The sequence below is a fragment of the Nodosilinea nodulosa PCC 7104 genome, from assembly GCF_000309385.1.
GTDB lineage: Bacteria > Cyanobacteriota > Cyanobacteriia > Phormidesmidales > Phormidesmidaceae > Nodosilinea > Nodosilinea nodulosa.
Genome location: NZ_JH976537.1, coordinates 4,926,230 through 4,942,560 on the forward strand (window position 1 = coordinate 4,926,230; position 16,331 = coordinate 4,942,560).

At 58.5% G+C, this 16,331-nt stretch carries 12 protein-coding genes and 1 pseudogene; 4 read left to right on the top strand and 9 right to left on the bottom strand.

Annotation, left to right across the window (positions count from 1 at the left end; all coding sequences use genetic code 11):
- Positions 1-105 precede the first annotated feature (105 nt).
- Positions 106-1,398: a glutamyl-tRNA reductase gene (locus LEPTO7104_RS0122790; RefSeq protein WP_017300904.1), complete on the bottom strand. Its 1,293-nt coding sequence runs from the start codon at positions 1,396-1,398 to the stop codon at positions 106-108.
- 241 nt (positions 1,399-1,639) lie between these two features.
- On the opposite strand from LEPTO7104_RS0122790, the gene LEPTO7104_RS0122795 reads away from it, so the two are divergent.
- Complete coding sequence (locus LEPTO7104_RS0122795) at positions 1,640-3,361, top strand: IS1634 family transposase (protein ID WP_017297181.1); 1,722 nt, start codon at positions 1,640-1,642, stop codon at positions 3,359-3,361.
- 229 nt (positions 3,362-3,590) lie between these two features.
- Here LEPTO7104_RS0122795 and glpX read toward each other — a convergent pair whose 3' ends face one another.
- From glpX to LEPTO7104_RS0122810, 3 genes are all read right to left on the bottom strand, one after another.
- On the bottom strand, positions 3,591-4,628 hold the full coding sequence (gene glpX, locus LEPTO7104_RS0122800) for a class II fructose-bisphosphatase (RefSeq protein ID WP_017300905.1): 1,038 nt from the start codon (positions 4,626-4,628) through the stop codon (positions 3,591-3,593).
- Positions 4,629-4,724: 96 nt separating this feature from the next.
- Positions 4,725-5,807, bottom strand: coding sequence for an S-layer homology domain-containing protein (locus LEPTO7104_RS34960; RefSeq protein WP_017300906.1), 1,083 nt, complete (start codon positions 5,805-5,807; stop codon positions 4,725-4,727).
- Between the two features lie 27 nt (positions 5,808-5,834).
- Complete coding sequence (locus tag LEPTO7104_RS0122810) at positions 5,835-8,309, bottom strand: ATP-dependent Clp protease ATP-binding subunit (protein WP_017300907.1); 2,475 nt, start codon at positions 8,307-8,309, stop codon at positions 5,835-5,837.
- 495 nt (positions 8,310-8,804) lie between these two features.
- Here LEPTO7104_RS0122810 and LEPTO7104_RS0122815 point away from each other — a divergent pair, with 495 nt between their 5' ends.
- The 3 genes and pseudogenes from LEPTO7104_RS0122815 to LEPTO7104_RS0122820 all read left to right on the top strand — a co-directional run bounded on the left by LEPTO7104_RS0122815 (position 8,805) and on the right by LEPTO7104_RS0122820 (position 11,182).
- Positions 8,805-9,581, top strand: a complete 777-nt coding sequence (locus LEPTO7104_RS0122815; protein WP_017300908.1) for a hypothetical protein — start codon at positions 8,805-8,807, stop codon at positions 9,579-9,581.
- 467 nt (positions 9,582-10,048) lie between these two features.
- A pseudogene (locus LEPTO7104_RS43730) lies at positions 10,049-10,203 on the top strand (chlorophyll a/b binding light-harvesting protein); the annotation flags it as partial.
- A 232-nt stretch (positions 10,204-10,435) separates the two neighbouring features.
- Positions 10,436-11,182: an alpha/beta fold hydrolase gene (locus tag LEPTO7104_RS0122820; RefSeq protein WP_017300909.1), complete on the top strand. Its 747-nt coding sequence runs from the start codon at positions 10,436-10,438 to the stop codon at positions 11,180-11,182.
- A gap of 289 nt (positions 11,183-11,471) precedes the next feature.
- Here LEPTO7104_RS0122820 and LEPTO7104_RS43735 read toward each other — a convergent pair whose 3' ends face one another.
- The 5 genes from LEPTO7104_RS43735 to LEPTO7104_RS0122850 all read right to left on the bottom strand — a co-directional run bounded on the left by LEPTO7104_RS43735 (position 11,472) and on the right by LEPTO7104_RS0122850 (position 16,326).
- Positions 11,472-11,867 carry a VOC family protein gene (locus tag LEPTO7104_RS43735; protein ID WP_017300910.1) on the bottom strand — a complete coding sequence of 132 codons (396 nt, stop codon included), beginning with the start codon at positions 11,865-11,867 and terminating at the stop codon, positions 11,472-11,474.
- Between the two features lie 107 nt (positions 11,868-11,974).
- Positions 11,975-12,832, bottom strand: coding sequence for a class I SAM-dependent methyltransferase (locus tag LEPTO7104_RS0122830; protein WP_017300911.1), 858 nt, complete (start codon positions 12,830-12,832; stop codon positions 11,975-11,977).
- Between the two features lie 272 nt (positions 12,833-13,104).
- The gene (locus LEPTO7104_RS0122840; RefSeq protein ID WP_017300913.1) at positions 13,105-14,553 is read right to left on the bottom strand and encodes a mechanosensitive ion channel domain-containing protein; all 1,449 of its coding nucleotides are present in this window, start codon (positions 14,551-14,553) and stop codon (positions 13,105-13,107) included.
- Between the two features lie 140 nt (positions 14,554-14,693).
- Positions 14,694-15,530 carry an ABC transporter permease gene (locus tag LEPTO7104_RS0122845; RefSeq protein ID WP_026072995.1) on the bottom strand — a complete coding sequence of 279 codons (837 nt, stop codon included), beginning with the start codon at positions 15,528-15,530 and terminating at the stop codon, positions 14,694-14,696.
- Positions 15,487-16,326: an ABC transporter ATP-binding protein gene (locus LEPTO7104_RS0122850; RefSeq protein ID WP_017300915.1), complete on the bottom strand. Its 840-nt coding sequence runs from the start codon at positions 16,324-16,326 to the stop codon at positions 15,487-15,489. Before LEPTO7104_RS0122850 ends, LEPTO7104_RS0122845 begins: the two co-directional genes overlap by 44 nt.
- Positions 16,327-16,331: the final 5 nt, after the last annotated feature.

The window sequence follows — 16,331 nt, forward strand, 5'->3', positions numbered from 1 at the left end:
TACTCTAGCCAAACCAAGCTTAGAAATAGAGTCTTCCCACAGGCAAAACCCCACTTCTAGGCTTGGTTGAGGTTTATGAGTCCAGAAACCGAGCTGTTTGAGACCCTAGCTGTACTTCTCGTTGGAGGCGGTCTCCAGGTCAAACAGCACTTGGAGGGTTTGCATCGCCCGCTTGCGGGCTTCGATATCGCGCTGGGCGCGCAGCTGCACCATGGGGTCGTGGAGAATTTTGTTGACGATGCCACGGGTGAGGGCTTCGATGACCTCCTGGTGCTTTTCGGCAAACTCGCTGCCCAGGCGCGAAAGGGCCTTCTCTAGCTCCTGCTCGCGGATAGTCTCAACCTTGCTGCGCAGGCTGCTGATGGTGCTGACGGTATCCAGGGAGCGCCACCAGTCCATAAAGCTTTCTACCTCCTGGTCGAGCAAAGCCTGGGCCTCCATGGCCATGCGGCGGCGGCTGGCCTGGTTCTGGGCCACTACGGCCTTGAGGTCGTCCACGTTAAAGGCGTAAACGTTATCCAGTTCATTGGCGTTGGTGTGCACATTCAGGGGCACCGCGATGTCAAACAGCATCAGGGAACGGCTGGAATCCACCAGCGCCACCAGGTTTTCGCGGTGGAGCAGCGGCTCGGTGGCGGAGGTGCAGGTGAACACCACATCTGAGACCTGCACCGTTTCCAGCATGGTGTCGAGGGTGCCGGTGCGAATGTCGGCGTCGGGGAACTGCTTGGCCAGCTCGTTGGCCCGATCGACGGTGCGGTTGAGGATGGTGATGGTGCAGGAGTCTTTAGAGACCAGGTGCTGCACCAGCAGACGGGCCATTTTGCCTGCGCCCAGAATGCTCACGTGGCAGCTATTTAGGTGGGGCACCTTCATGCGGGCCAGCTCCACCGCGGCGGAGCTGATCGAAACCGCTCCGGTGCCAATGCTGGTTTCGCTGCGCACCCGTTTACCGGCGGTGAGCGACTGCTTGAGCAGGCGATCGAGCACCCGGCCAATGCTCTTGTGCTGCTGGGCCAGCTGGTGGGCGTGTTTGACCTGGGCCAGAATTTGGCCTTCCCCCAGCACCAGGCTGTCGAGGCCTGCGGCAACGCGCATGAGGTGGGTAATGGCGTCCTGGTGCAGCAGAATAAACAGGTGCTGACGCAGCTCGTGCAGGGGCAGGCCGCTGTGCTCAGAGAGAAACTGAGTCACTTCTCGAATGCCCTGCTCGGTGGCCTCGGTGACGATGTGGATTTCGAGGCGGTTACAGGTGCTGAGAATGGAGACTTCATCGATGTGGGGACAATGGGTGAGATGGGCGATCGCGTCTCCTGTCTGAGCCGTCGGAATGCTAAGTTTTTCGCGAATTTGCACCGGGGCAGTTCTATGGCTCAGGCCAATTACGGCGATATTCATTCTTCCTCCACGCGTTTATAGTCACCTAATTTAGGGTGTCGGCATCCCCCCTCGCTAGCACCATGGGGTTGCTAGGGTGAGCCAGGGCCAAGGGTTACACCGTACACAATTGCCAATATGTTTGAACTTAGAGATAAATAGGGTCCGACTCAAGGAAACTCAACAAAAGTCCATCAAAAACTGTGAACTCACGGTTCGCTCATTTTTAAATGAGGTCAGCCAATTGGGATAGGTTAGGGCTATGGATACCCCCCTAACCGTTATCACCGAACGGGTTGACGATATTCCCCTGTTGCTGGCCCAACTGCAGCGGATGGACGTGCAACCCCTGCTCGACGACTACTTTCCGACCCATGGGAACTGGCAGGGGCTCAGCTTAGGCCATGTGGTGATAGTTTGGCTGAGCCACATTTTGTCCCAAGCGGATCACCGGTTAAACCCCGTGCAGGCCTGGGTAGAGCGACATCAGGAAACCTTGCAACAGGGCTTGCAGCAACCGGTTCGCGCCCTTGACCTGAGTGACGACCGCCTAGAAAGCGTGTTGCGATATCTCAGTGATGATGCCCAATGGGCGTTGTTTGAACCGGCGTTGAATCAGCGTCAGATTCAGGTGTATGACCTGCACCCCAAACGGCTGCGTCTGGATAGTACCAGCGTCAGCGGGGATTGGACGGTCAATGAGTCAGGGCTGTTCCAATATGGCCATAGCAAAGACCATCGCCCCGACCTGCCCCAACTGAAGCTGATGCTGGCGACGCTAGATCCGCTGGGGCTACCGATAGCGACCGAGATTGTCTCCGGGCAGCGCGCCGACGACCCGCTCTACATTCCGGCCATCGGGCAGGTGCGTCAGACCCTCAGTCAGTCTGGGTTGCTCTACGTGGGTGACAGCAAGATGGCCAGTCTAGCGACCCGTTGCTTTCTCCAGGCCACAGGCGATTACTATCTCTGTCCGCTCGGTGGGACTCAACTCAAGGCGGAGGCGATGCAGGCCTACCTAGACCCAGTGGAGCAAGGGGCCGTTGAGTTGCAGGAGATTCACTACGACTATGCCGACGGTCACACCGCGCTGATTGCCCGAGGCTATGAGCAGACCCAGACCCGCACAGGAGAATGGGACGGACACACCTGGACGTGGTCAGAGCGGCAATTGGTCGTGTACTCCTTGGCTTATGCTCAATCCGCCCAGCAGGCCTTCCAAGCTCGACTTGAGCACGCCCAGACGGCCTTAGCGGCGCTCAACCAATCGGGGCGCGGCCAGAAAGCCTTTCCCGATGAGGTCGCCTTAGCGCAAGCCGCCGAGGCGATTCTCACCCGCTACCGGGTCAAGGCCTACGTTCAACTCACCTACTCACAACAGGTGGAGCAACACGCTGTGCGTCGCTACCGGGACCGCCCGGCTCGGATGGTGGAGCACCGTCGATTCCAGGTGAATGGCACCCTAGAAACTGAGGCCATCAACCAGCAGATGCAAACCTTGGGCTGGCGGGTCTATGTCACCAATCATCCCGCAGCGGCATTATCGTTGCCTCAAGCCGTGACGGTCTACCGCCAAGAATATCTGGTGGAGCACAGCTTTAGCCGACTCAAAGGGCATCCCCTCTCCCTCTCCCCGATGTACTTACAGCGTGAAGACCATATCAAGGGATTAATTCGCTTACTCTCGATGGGGTTGCGGCTGTTAACGCTGGTGGAGTTTCAGATGCGTCAAGCCTTAGCTGGTCACCAAGAAACCCTCTCAGGGCTATATATCGGTAATCCCAAGCGGGCGACGGCACGTCCGACAGCCGAATTACTGTTGGCCAGTTTTCGCGACATTACTCTAGTCATGGTGAATGCACGAGGGCAGACCTATGCCCATCTGACGGAGCTGACGCCTTTACAGCAGCAGATCTTAAAGGCTCTCAACTTCCCGGTAAGTATTTACACCCTGCTGGGGCCCGTATCTGACGAACCACCTTAGAAATGAGCGAACCGGGAGTGTGAACATGGCCAAAAAAAAGAGATGCGAGGATCCCGCATCTCTAGGTTAACGAATTAAACCCCCTCAACTGAGGGGGGGGTCGAGTCCGTGAGTCACGACTTGGGCTGACTCATCTCCCCAGATCTATACGGCCTGAGACTGTCTTTTCACTCCCCCTATTAGAGGGCCAGGGGGAGCAGCTCAGACAACCCAGGGCAATTGGACCTGTCTACCGCAACTGTAGAGACTTGGGGGCATCGACCATGTGGATGGTATCGACAAAGCGGGCGGTCTTTGACTGGCTAGAGATAATCAAAGACTGGGTGCGGGCACCGCCATGGAAGAAGCGCACCCCTTCCATCAGCTCACCAGAGGTGATGCCGGTAGCGGCAAACAGCACGGTCTCGCCGGAGGCTAGCTCGTGGGCGTCGTAGACCTTATCTATATCGGTAATGCCCATTTCGTTGAGGCGGGCAATGTTGGCCTCTTTGCTTTCGCCAATCAGGCCGGTTTTGACCACCGCCGGATCGTAGATCAGCTGGCCCTGGAAGTGACCCCCCAGACAGCGCATGGCGGCGGCGCTGATCACCCCTTCGGGAGCAGCACCGATGCCCATCAGCGCGTGGGTGTTGGTGCCCGAAAAGGCGCAGGAGATAGCGGCCCCGACGTCCCCGTCGCCAATCAGCTTGACGCGGGCTCCGGCATCGCGAATTTCTTTGATCAGATCGTTGTGGCGATCGCGCTTCATGACCACGACCACCAGTTCGTCAATGCCGCGATCGAGGCACTCGGCTAAAATCTTGAGGTTTTCGGTGGCTGACTTATTGATGTCAACTTTACCCTTGGCCTGGGCTGGGGCGGCGAGCTTCTTCATGTAGAAGTCAGGGGCCGCAAACAGGCCCCCCTTCTCGGAGATCGCCAGCACTGCCATGGAGCCATTTTGGCCGTAGGCCACCAGGTTGGTGCCTTCGCAGGGATCGACGGCGATGTCAATTTCCAGCAGTTCGTCGGGGTTACAGAAATCCGAGGCGTTGGGCTGGGTGCAAATGCCCACCTCTTCCCCGATGTAAAGCATCGGAGCATCGTCCCGCTCACCCTCGCCAATCACAATGCGGCCGCGCATGTGAATTTTGTTCATGCGTTCCCGCATGGCTTCTACGGCGACCTGGTCAGCGATATTTTTCTCGCCCTTGCCCATCCAGCGGGACGATGCGATCGCAGCCTGTTCGACAACCTCAATAATCTCAAGACCGAGGGTACTTTCCACGGGATCAATCCTCCAAACTGCCTATATTTAATGGGTTTTAGCGTTCCCCACCTCGACTTCTCAGTCTATCAGACGGTGGGATCAAGGCATAGAGAATTACGGCACCGCATACTTGGAGTCTACCGGCGGCAGCTTGCCGCGCTGCACCAGCGCCTGGTGAATCATGGCTACAATTTCGGCCCGGGTGGCGGCCCGGGCGGGCTGAAGCTGATCGGGGTTGGGATAGTCGACGACTAAGGAATTTTCGGCGGCGGCGGCGACCTTGGGTTTGGCCCATTCGGGCAGAGGGCCGAGGTCGACAAACGCCTTTAGCGTTTGGTCAGGGTTGGGGGGAGCCTTGAGGCCAAGGCCGGTGACCAGGGACACCAGCACCTCGTAGCGGGGGACCGCCTGATCGGGGCGAAAATCGCCCTCGGGGTAGCCGTTCATAAACCCCTGGGCCACGGCGTTGGCGATCGCAGGAGCCGCCCAGTAGGTGCTGGGCACATCGCTAAAGGCCAGTACCGAGCCTTCCCGGGGAGCATTCCCAAAGGCCTGGCTCAGCAGCGCCGCTAGCTCAGCCCGGGTCAGGGGCTGATCGGGCTGAAACCCACTCTCGGGAAAATCGGGCAGATAGCCCTGGTCAAACATGGGCTTGATAAAGGGGTAGGCCCAGTGGCTTGGCGGCACATCTGAAATGTCTAAAGGCTGAGTCGTCTCGGCAGCCCCGGTCGGCGGCGCGGCGGGGGCCGTAGCGGGCACGGCGGGCACGGGGCGCTCGGCGGTGGCCGCTGGCTGCCTGGGAACCACGGCACCGGGGCCTGGGCCGTTGTCAGCGCCAGGAAACCCGTCTGAGCTACCGCGAAGATCGGGCTGGGAGCGATCGCCCGAACTCGCCCTCGGGCGATCGCTCGGCCCAAAGGTGGGCGACTCGATCTGACCAGTTTGTTCCTCCCCCTCGGGCCTCACCAGCGGCGACGAATCGCTCACCCGCCGCTGCAGTAAGCCAGCCTGTGCCATCAGACCCTGATTGCGCGATAGGCCCCACCACAGAATGGAGCCTATGCCCAGGAAGGCCAGCACCAGGGCCAGCAGTTCATCAAAGTCCAAAATGCGGTCTCGCGGAGAGCCGCCCCCAACGGGGCGGCTGGCATCGGGCTGGTTGGGCTGGCCGGGCTGGTCGGGGGGCAGATTTACCATGGAGCAGTTTGGCGATAACGTCCAGGGTTATCCTACCAGAGCGGGCTGGCGGACTGGGGTAACAACGGGGTTGCCATCGTCGCCAATGTCGAGCTGAGCCCGATCGCCCTGCTCCAGGGTGCCCGCCAAAATGGCCTCGGCCAGGGTGTCCTCTACCAGACGGGCGATCGCTCGGCGCATGGGGCGAGCGCCGTAGCGCTGGTCGTACCCCTCGCCCGCCAGCCTGGTGCGAAACGCATCGGATAGCGTAACGGCCATCTGGCGATCGGCCAGGCGCTTGTTCACCTGCTCCAGCATCAGGTCGGCAATCTGGTTGACCTCATCGCGGGTGAGCTGACGGAACACGATGATCTCGTCGAGACGGTTGAGCAGTTCCGGGCGGAAGTACTGTTTCATCTCCTCGTTGACCAGGTTGCGGATGTTGTTGTACTGGCTGGTGGCCGCATCGGTGGTGGCCAGATCAAAGCCGAGGCCGGCCCCACCCTTCTCAATCACCTGCGACCCAATGTTCGAGGTCATGATGATCAGCGTGTTCTTGAAGCTCACCGCTCGCCCTTTGGCGTCAGTCAGGCGGCCGTCGTCGAGCACCTGCAAGAGCAGGTTGAACACCTCGGGGTGGGCCTTCTCGATCTCGTCCATCAAGATGACGCTGTAGGGCTGACGACGCACCGCCTCGGTGAGCTGGCCGCCCTCGTCGTAGCCGACAAAGCCCGGCGGCGAGCCGATCAGCTTCGACACCGTGTGGCTCTCCATAAACTCTGACATGTCCAGCCGAATCATTGCCTCTTCGGAGCCGAACAGGGCTACCGCCAGCGCCTTGGACAGCTCGGTCTTGCCAACCCCGGTGGGGCCAGAGAAGACCAGGCTGGCGATCGGGCGATCGGCGCTGGCCAGCCCCGATCGCGCCCGACGAATGGCTTTGGCTGCGGCCATAACGGCCTCGTGCTGGCCAATCACCCGCTCGTGGAGAACATCCTCCAGGTGCAGCAGGCGCACCGACTCGGTCTCGGTCATGCGGTTGACCGGAATCCCCGTCCAGGCAGCCACGATGTCGGCAATGTTCTCCTCATCCACCGTGGGCTGGGCCGGGAGGTTGCCCGCCGCCGCTTCGCCGTATTCCGGGATGTCGGCCTGAAGCTGCTGGATCAGATCCTGCCGCTGCTCCCGCAGGGTCTTGGCCTTGCCAAACTCTTGCAGCTGAATCGCTTCGTCAAGATCTTTATTGACCTGGCGCAGCTGCTGCTTGAGTTCCTTGGAGGGATACTTGGGCATAAACCGCAGCTTCACCTGGGAGCCTGCTTCGTCGATCAGATCGATCGCCTTGTCGGGCAAGAAGCGATCGCTGATGTAGCGGTCAGAGAGTTTGGCGGCTGCCTCCAGCGCCCCATCGGTAAAGTTGACCTGGTGGAACTGCTCGTAGCGGCTGCGGACCCCCTGCAAGATCTCGATGGTTTCATGTACCGAGGGGGGGCCTACCGTTACGGGCTGGAAGCGGCGCTCCAGGGCAGCATCCCGCTCAATATATTTGCGGAACTCATCTAGGGTGGTGGCTCCAATGCACTGCATTTCGCCGCGAGCCAGGGCTGGCTTCAGCATGTTGGCGGCGTCTAAGCCCCCCTCCAAGGAGCCAGCGCCAATCAGCGTGTGAATTTCGTCGATGACCAGCACTACGTCGGGGTCCTGGCGCACTTCTTCGACCAGCTGGGTGAGGCGCTCTTCAAAATCGCCCCGAAACCGAGTGCCCGAGACCAAAGAACCCATGTCCAGGCTAATCACGCGCTTGGTAATTAGCGCCTCCGGCACATCCTGGTTGACGATGCGCTGGGCCAGCCCTTCGGCGATCGCGGTTTTACCCACCCCCGGCTCACCCACCAGGATGGGGTTGTTCTTGGTGCGACGGCCCAAAATCTGCACGACGCGCTCAATTTCTTTAGTTCGTCCCACCACGGGGTCGATCTTGCCAGCGGCAGCTAAAGCCGTCAGATCGTTGCCAAATTCAGACAGAATTTTGCCTTTCTTGCGGGTGCTGTCGCGATCGAGATCGCGGCGACCGGCGGGCATGGCCGCCACCTCGCCCAGCTCTTGAATGATGCGAGTGCGCACCTTGGCAGGATCCACGCCCAGATTCGTCAGCACCCGGTAGGCGACGCTCTCGGCATTTTGGCAGAGGCTCAGCAGCAGGTGGGCTGGCTCAATGTAGGGCGAGTCTACCTTGCGGGCCTCCTGAAAGGCCTGCTCAAACACCTGTTTGACCTTTGGCGTAAACGGAATTTCGGGGGGGACACTGCCGCTGCCTCGGCCAATAATCGCCTCGACCTCAGCTCGGGCGTCGTTGAGGTTAACCCCAAATTCCCCCAGCACCTTGGCCGACAGGGTGGCTTCCTCCTTAATTAGCCCCAGCAACAGCTGCTCGGTACCCACGAAGTTGTGGCGTAGCCGGCGAGCCTCTTCCTGGGCTTTCATGATGACGGCAATGGCAGTGTTGGTGAAATGTTCAAACATGTTGGTTAGTTGGTACCCGTTTCGTGAGGAGCAATGGAAAAACCAGAACTAACAAGTAAGCTCTAGCTTGTGGTCGGCTACGGCGGCATGGTGATAGGCCGAGACCAGGGCAAAACCGAGGGTGTAGAGATACGACAGGGTTTACTTATTAATACTTTACGTAGATGCCTGCATACCCCGCAGTGGGGAGAACCGTAGGAGCCAGGTGGGGTTTAGAAGCGATCCTCCGAGTCGTGGACACTGGACCTAAAAGCCTGGGACAATAGTTTTTCCTGAGAAAATATTTACATTACTTAATCCTATTCTATAGCCTCAGGCCCAGCATCCGCAAATGACTGAATCTAATCGGCAAAATGGCGAAACCGCTTTAAAAAAATCGCTCTATCATTTCAGAACAGTTGGGCGGTAGGTGGATCTATTCTGTCTAGCGCGATCGCCAACGCCAACTGTCGGACTAGAATCAGTACATATAAACTACTCTACCCTCAGCCGACCGTGACCGTTGCCATCGAATTTGCCAGTTCAGAGGATTTGCGGACCGCGCTAGGGCGCTGGCTCGAAGACTACGGCCATAGCGTCCATCGCCAGGTGCCTTGCCCAGATGGCGGCATGGTTGACCTGCTGACACCTATCTATGCTGTTTTGTGCCCCCCGACCCTGACCCCTCCCGATCTGTGGGCGGCGGTCGATAGCATTCAGGCGCGCCAGCAAAACTTTCCCGACCAGCGCCCCGTCATTGCCGGGCTTACCCCCGAAACCGAGCCGGAAGCGGCCTACGACATTGCTGAGCAGCTCAAGGCCAAAGGCATTGAGGTTTGGTTCCTAGACCAAATGCCTCCCTTTGTGGAGTACTTCACCGGGCTAACGGCCGAGCCATTGCCCGAGGCCAGGGGCAGGTTCAATCGGCGCAACCCTTTAGCGGGTTGTTTGATTTCCGTGGGCATGGCCGCCATTCTCAGCGCTAGCTTTTGGTTGGCCTATCGCATTCTCGATCGCCATCAGCTTCAAACATCTACCAACAGCCAGGAGAACCGGGCTTGGGAACAGCTTCACAGCGCCGTAGAAGTTTGGGATATGGACACGGCGCTGGCCAGTTTGGACCGCCTGAGCAATAGCCGTAATCCCTGTGTGTCTAAGTTTGCCGATCGGTTCGAAACCAGTCTTAAGCAGCGCGGCGCTGATGGATTTAGGGATATCAACCCGATTAAGCGCGCGCTCAACATGGAAGAGAGCTGCCGCCTGGATATCCGCGAGTACGACTTCTCGCAGTAGCCAACCCTAGGGCCAGCGACAGGCGGCGGTTGGGGCTAGGGTTGCGATCGCCGCTTATTGGCATTGAAAATCAACAAAGACCCAGGGCATAGCGCTTCTGCCTCCTCTCCCCAACAGCGGCAAGGGCTGTTGGGGCCGCTTTGCAAAGACCAGCGTCAGTCAAAATCCGCGTATAGCAATAGCTAAGAAGCATTGAGAGGAGTCGAAACGCTTCTTATGGATAATCAAACCTATTGACTTTAAGGTGCCGGAACTGTTGATGTTCCTGAAGCACCTTCGCGAAGCAATTCACCAGCATGAAAGATGGTCATTAGCGCCTTGCTTTTTGCGCTTTCCGATCAACCTGGAATACAAAAGTTAACCTTCCTCTATTGAGAATGATTCCGATCTGTGGTCTAATTCCCTTATTGAGTTTGTTTCTCAATAAGGCTCTGTAGATGCTGACCTTGATTAAGGATTTGTTGACCATGCAACCCTGTGGCAATCGCGAAATAAGTTTCGACTGGTGGGCTGGCAATGCCCGCTTCGCAGATTTTTCCGGCTTTTTATCGCCGCCCGTATGGCTCAGGCGGCTTTGATTTCTCGGTGGACCGGGGCCTTTACCCTGTTTGAGTTTTCCTGGTTTGGCTCAGCTCTGCCGTGGGCAAGCAGAGACTCATCTTTCGCGGTGTGGAAAAGGCCCTGAGCACCGTCGAATTGTAGCGTTGGGTTAACCTCTCCTCTCTTGGGGGCCGATAGGGCTCCAACAACCTGGCCCCCTTTTCTATTTCCTCATCGGGTAGGCAATGCCCGCCCGCTTCTAGTCTGCGACAGATTTCCCTACCTTCACCCGTTCTAGAGACCTTCATTTCCCCATGGCTGTACCCACCTGCCCCGATGCCGTATGGCTGAACGTTAGCCCTAGTTTTGAGCGGTTTGACCACAAGCTGCTGGGCTGTCTGGCTCGCCATGTCGAGGTCGCCCACTGGGCCTATCGACAAACCCCCGATGAACCCAGCGGGCCTGATGCTGCTGTTGCTCTCTTGCATAGCTATCTCGGAGGGCACAATCGGCCTGTGCATTTGCTGGGCCACGGCACCGGGGGGCTGGTAGGACTGCTCTACGCCCGCCAAAACCCCCGTTGGGTTAAGTCGCTGACACTGCTCTCGGTGGGCGTTAACCCTATGCTTGACTGGCAGGCCCACTACTATGCCCAGCTTGAGCGGCTGCCCTGCCCTCGTCAACAGGTACTCGCCCGAATGGTCTTTAGCCTGTTTGGCCACCAGGCGCGCCCCCTGGTGCGTGGCTGGATCAGCCTGCTGGAGCAGGATTTGCTGCACTCGGTGTCGCCCCACTCGCTGCTGAAACGGAGCAGCCTTTGCCCTGGCTCTGTGCCGGTGCCGCTAATGGTGTGCGGCGGCGAGGCAGATGCTGTCGTAGATTCTACCCAAGTTCGGGGATGGCAGCCGTGGTTAAAAGAGGGCGATCGCCTGGCGCTATATCCGGGCCGCCACTTCTTCCACCATACTTCTCCTTGCCTGGTGGCCAGCCAGATTCTGGGCTTTTGGGAAACATCCAATAATTTTTTGGTCTCCCCCCAGAGGTTCAGAGCGATTCTCTAAAAACTTATTTCCTACTCTATGTTTGATGAGGCTGTATGCGTTGACAGGCAACATACCATTGCTTTCTACCGCGCGGCGCATTTGGGTGATCCCGCCAGGGTCATTGAACTGTATAGCCATAGTTACGTTGGTTAGGATATCCAGAAACCCTACGAAAGCTCAAACGTTTGAGCGTTCGTAGAAAACCTGTCTTAACCGGACTGGCCACAGCTATACATTGGGGCTGAATACATTGCTGCCTCAAACGTCCGCTGCAACGACCTGTTGAGCGTCAGGCGCTGGGCACTCTCTAGGGACTGCCTCCAAGGTCGCCACGAGGACCTGCGATCACCACCATGTACCCGTCTGGGTCACGAATCCAACATTCGCGGTGGTTCGCACTGGGATTGATTAATGGGCCATCCGCGATTTCGGCACCTGCGCCCCGAATGCGAGCCATTGACGCATCGAAATCATCGACTTCAAACCAAAGCAACACGCCGTTTCCCCGAGACGGATCGTTCGATGCTCCCAGGTGTGGATGCTCATGAACATCCCAACGGTGAATTTGCAGAACGAGCCTCCCATCAACTTCCAGTTGGTCGTACTCCTCCCCACCGTGCGCGCTGGTGCAGCCGAACACTTCTTGGTACCACCTACTGCTCTTTGGCACGTTCTGAACCACTATTAGTGGCTGAGGTTTCATATCCAGCACTCCCTAATCTGACGCCTGACGGTGTAGATGAGCGGCGACAAACCAAGCTGAAACGAAGTACAGGAAACTATTTGCCGCGCCATCGCATTGTTAAACCGCTAAGTGGTCGCCACCAGCAGTTCCTCTGAATTATTTGGCGGACGAAGCCCGTCTGTCCTCTCGGCGAAATATCGTTGGGCAAGCGTAGCTGCCGATACGTGCTGAACCTCTTTAAAGCCTGCATCGCGAGCCGTCGTCAGCATCTCAATCGGCGTGAAGAAACTGATGAACGGCGTGCCGCTTGCTCGTGCCCCCTCTGCCGCCCGCTCGACCCCAGGACGTACTTCAGCGTCCATCAGTTCGATTGGAAGCATGAACGACATGACGAGTGTGGAACCCGGAGCGATCGCCGCGACATGGCGCAGCGTTGTGGCGATCGCGTCCTTGGTCAGGTACATGCTGACACCCGTGGATGCCACGACCGCAGATTGTTTGGAGTCAAAGCCCGACGCTGCGAGCCGCTCCCACCATAGGTCGCCTGCCTCGAAGTTGACTGGCACAAACCGCAGGAATGATGGAATACCAAGACCGAGATCGACGAGGCGTTGGCGCTTCCATTCCTGCGGGCCAGGCTGATCGATCTCGAACACGAGCAGCCGGGAGGCAAACTCCGACTGACGCTGGGCAAAGGTATCCAGACCTGCTCCGAGAATAACGTACTGCCGGACACCACAAGCAGCTTGTTCTGCGACGAGATCTTCGACAAAGCGGGCACGAGCCAGAATGGAGGCGCGGAAGGGTCGCGTGAACGGCCCCATGTCTGGACGATTGCGCCATCCGTCATCGGGAGCCACCAACTTTAAGCCAACTGCGTCTTCAAACACATGCGGCGGCGAATCGACTTCTACGTGCAGTGCCCGCCACAAGGCCGTTCGCACCGCCGTGTTGTCTGGCACTGCTACTTGCTTATCATCCATGACGTTCTCTATTCTTGGTTTTTACAACCTCTTTAGAGGCTCACTTATACCAGCCAGATCTTTATTTTCCACTGAAGGCAAGTGCAGAATAGGTACCTTTGTACTTAATGCTAGCAGATAACATCACGGGTAGGTTCTCGCAGAAAATTGGCGAACTCTTTAGGGATTATGCTGCGGAGAGGGTAGGAGTGGGGTTGGAGGCGATCGCGCCAGCAGCAACCAAGCCGTTCCCATCTGCGATCGCCCTCTAAGAATCGGGTTGGAGGATCGGGTTAATTGACCGGGGGCGCAAACAATTTCTCCAGCTGCTTTTGCATCCAGACCACCGGGTTGTTGTCGTAGTCCTGGGTGATTAGCCCCAGCTCGCGCAGGCGACGTTTTTGCTGGGTTAGTTCAGCTTCGTGACGACCCATCTCTTTCACAATTAGGTCATAGAGGCGGGGCTGGCTCTGCAAAATTTGCTTAAACCCCTGGGGGCTAATGGCAAACACTGTAGTGTCTTCCATTGCCACTACCGTCACCGTGCGGGGAATGCCCAGCATCAGCGAAAACTCGCCCACAAACTGCCCGGCGGTCATCACCGTTGGCTCCTCGAAGCCCTCTAGGGTGTACCCCACCGACCCGCACAAAATAATGTAAAACGCATCCCCAGGATGGCCCGCTTCGTACAGCACCTCGCCTGCCTCCAGCCGCCTGCGGTGGCCGATTTCGACCAGTTTGCGCAGTTCCACCGTAGTGCAATCGGCAAAGTAGGGAATTTTCTGCAACAAATCTCTCACGGCCACGGGTTTGGCCGAAAATTCGCTGAAGGTGGGCACCGCCTGCTGCACCTGGGCATGGTCTCGATAGTCTGCCGCCGAAGACGGCACCACCACGTTGGGGTTGCGGTGCCACAGATCGTAGCGGGGGGAGGCCAACCGAATATGGCGCTGACGCAGGTTTTGATCGATGATGAAGCGCAGAGAACTCTCGGTTTTGTGCTTGAGATCTACCCGGTTGACCCAGATCCACAAAATGAAATCCAGCGAGTTTTGGCCAAACCCAACAAACAAAACCTCTGGCGGATATTCGTAGGACACAGATTCTTCTAGATAGGCAGAATCGAGCAGCGCTTCTATTACCAAAACAGGATCGCTTTCGTGGGCCACGCTGACATTGACCGAAACCCAGCCTTTGGTGTGGTAGTAAGTCCAGTTGATTACCTGGTTGCCGACCAGACAGCTGTTGGGTATGACGATATGCCGCTGGGTGATCGTGCGAATGACGGTGGAGCGCAGGGAAATTTCGGCAATGTAACCCGTCTGCCCTTCCCATTCGATAAAGTCGCCCACCTTGAGCTTTTGCTCGACCAGCATGGCAATGCCGCTGGTAAAGTTGCGGGTCAGATCTTGCAGGCCAAAGCCGATGCCAATGCCCAGACTGCCCGCCAAAACGGCGATCGAGGCCAGGTTGACCCCCAGCATTTGCAGCAGCAGCAGGCCGAGCATGACCCCTATGCCGTAGCTGGTAATGGTGGCGATCGATTCTCGGGTGCCTTGCTTGAGCCCCAGCCGACCTAAAATTTGGTCGGCAAAAAGCCGCTTAAAGCTGAGCGCCCCCAGCAGGGCAACCAGCAGCACCAGGAGAAATTGTGCGATCGCACTGAGGGTCAGCGACGCGCTGCCGAAGTTAAGAATTGGCGCATTTAGAACTTGCTGCACCGTGTCCAGAAGGTCAATCATGAATGGTTTCAGCCTGAGTTCGGCGAACTGGCACAATCCATCCTACGACTGTAGCAACTGGCTGGCTGACCGCAGCTTGCGGCCTGGCTGGCGTTGACCAGCTGAGTTCAGCTCGGTGGGCTGGTGCGATCGCCCCCGAGCTACCGCACCAGCCGCGGGTACAGGCGACCGCAGAAGGCAATTAGCAGCGCAGACACGCCAATCAAAATAGACATACTCAGCCCCAGGCTGTAGCTGCCCGCTGGTTCCACCAGCATCAGGTTGCGCAGGGCATCGACCATGTAGGTGAGCGGGTTGAGCCGCGACACCACCTGCAACCACCCCGGCATAATGTCGATCGGGTAGATCGCGTTGCTGGCAAAGAACAGCGGCATCATCATCAGCTGGCCCACCCCCATCACCCGCTCGTGGGTCTGCGCCCAGCAGGCCACAATCAGCGAAAAGGTGGAAAACAGCGCCGCCCCCAGCATGACCACCGTGGCCACGCCGAGAATATCCAGGGGACGCCAGCTCAGCCCCACCCCCAGCAGGGCGGCAACGATGTAGACAATCAGCAGCTGCGACAGGCACCGCACCCCGGCCCCGATCGCCTTGCCCAGCACCAGGGCCGACTTGGGCGCGGGGCTGACCATCAGCTTGTGCAAAATGCCCAGGTCTTTTTCCCAGATCACCAGCAGCCCGGTGAAGATCGACATAAACAGCACGCTCTGGGCGAGAATGCCCGGCGTCATGAAGTCCATGTAGCTGAGGCCGCCCGTGGGGATGCCCCGCACCTGGGTAAACACCTGGCCAAAAATTGTCAGCCACAGCACCGGCTGCACGGCGCGGGTAAACAGCTGTATGGGGTCGTGGCGCAGCTTGCGCACCTCCAGTTCGGCGGCGACCAGGGCCTTGGCGGCAAAGTCTGCGATCGGGGCGGTAACTCTGGTTCCGTTAGCCCAGTCGTTTAGCGGTGCGGCGTGTGGTTGACGTGTCACGGTAGCCTCCTTCGGTTTCGGTGGTGAGTGCGTTGCGGGTGTAGTGGATGAAGACGTCATCCATAGTGGTCTCTGGGCTGGCCCCTGGGGTGGTTTCTGGATGGGGCACGGTGGCCTTGAGGGCGGCGGGGGTGCCGATCGCCACCTGCTGACCGTGGTAGAGCATGGCGATGCGATCGCACAGCACGTCCGCCTCTTCCATAAAGTGGGTGGTGAGAAACACGGTGGTGCCATAGTCGTGGCGCAGCTGCAAGATCAGGTCCCACATGGCTTTGCGGGCCACCGGGTCCAGCCCCACCGTCGGTTCATCCAGAAACAAAACCGGGGGACGATGGAGGGTGGCCTGGGCCATCTCCAGCCGCCGAATCATGCCGCCGGAGTAGGTATTGACCAGGCGATGGGCCACCGATTCCAGGCCCACGTATTGCAGCACGGCGCCGATGCGATCGAGCCGCTGCCGCCGGGGCACGCCGTAGAGCTTGGCCAAAATCAGCAGATTTTCGTAGCCGGTCAGGGTGCCGTCCACCGAGAGGGCCTGGGGCACGTAGCCAATCCGCCGCTGCACCCCCATTGGCTGGCGGCCAATGTCGCATCCGGCAATGGTGGCCTGGCCGCTGGTGGCGGGCAGCAGGGTGGTGAGCATTTTAATCAGCGTGCTTTTGCCCGCGCCGTTTGGCCCCAGCAGGCCAAAGATCTCCCCCGGCTCTACGGTCAGGCTAAAGCCGTCTACCGCAGGCCGGGAGGCCGATTTGGGGCCAAAGCGTTTGGTCAGGTCTTGAATAGCAATGATGGCCATAGGTC

Bases quoted from the DNA above. Each gene is read 5' to 3' on its own strand.
- LEPTO7104_RS0122790 (WP_017300904.1), bottom strand. From the start codon at position 1,398: ATGAATATCGCCGTAATTGGCCTGAGCCATAGAACTGCCCCGGTGCAA.
- LEPTO7104_RS0122795 (WP_017297181.1), top strand. From the start codon at position 1,640: ATGGATACCCCCCTAACCGTTATCACCGAACGGGTTGACGATATTCCC.
- LEPTO7104_RS34960 (WP_017300906.1), bottom strand. From the start codon at position 5,807: ATGGTAAATCTGCCCCCCGACCAGCCCGGCCAGCCCAACCAGCCCGAT.
- LEPTO7104_RS0122810 (WP_017300907.1), bottom strand. From the start codon at position 8,309: ATGTTTGAACATTTCACCAACACTGCCATTGCCGTCATCATGAAAGCC.
- LEPTO7104_RS0122820 (WP_017300909.1), top strand. From the start codon at position 10,436: ATGGCTGTACCCACCTGCCCCGATGCCGTATGGCTGAACGTTAGCCCT.
- LEPTO7104_RS43735 (WP_017300910.1), bottom strand. From the start codon at position 11,867: ATGAAACCTCAGCCACTAATAGTGGTTCAGAACGTGCCAAAGAGCAGT.
- LEPTO7104_RS0122830 (WP_017300911.1), bottom strand. From the start codon at position 12,832: ATGGATGATAAGCAAGTAGCAGTGCCAGACAACACGGCGGTGCGAACG.
- LEPTO7104_RS0122840 (WP_017300913.1), bottom strand. From the start codon at position 14,553: ATGATTGACCTTCTGGACACGGTGCAGCAAGTTCTAAATGCGCCAATT.
- LEPTO7104_RS0122850 (WP_017300915.1), bottom strand. From the start codon at position 16,326: ATGGCCATCATTGCTATTCAAGACCTGACCAAACGCTTTGGCCCCAAA.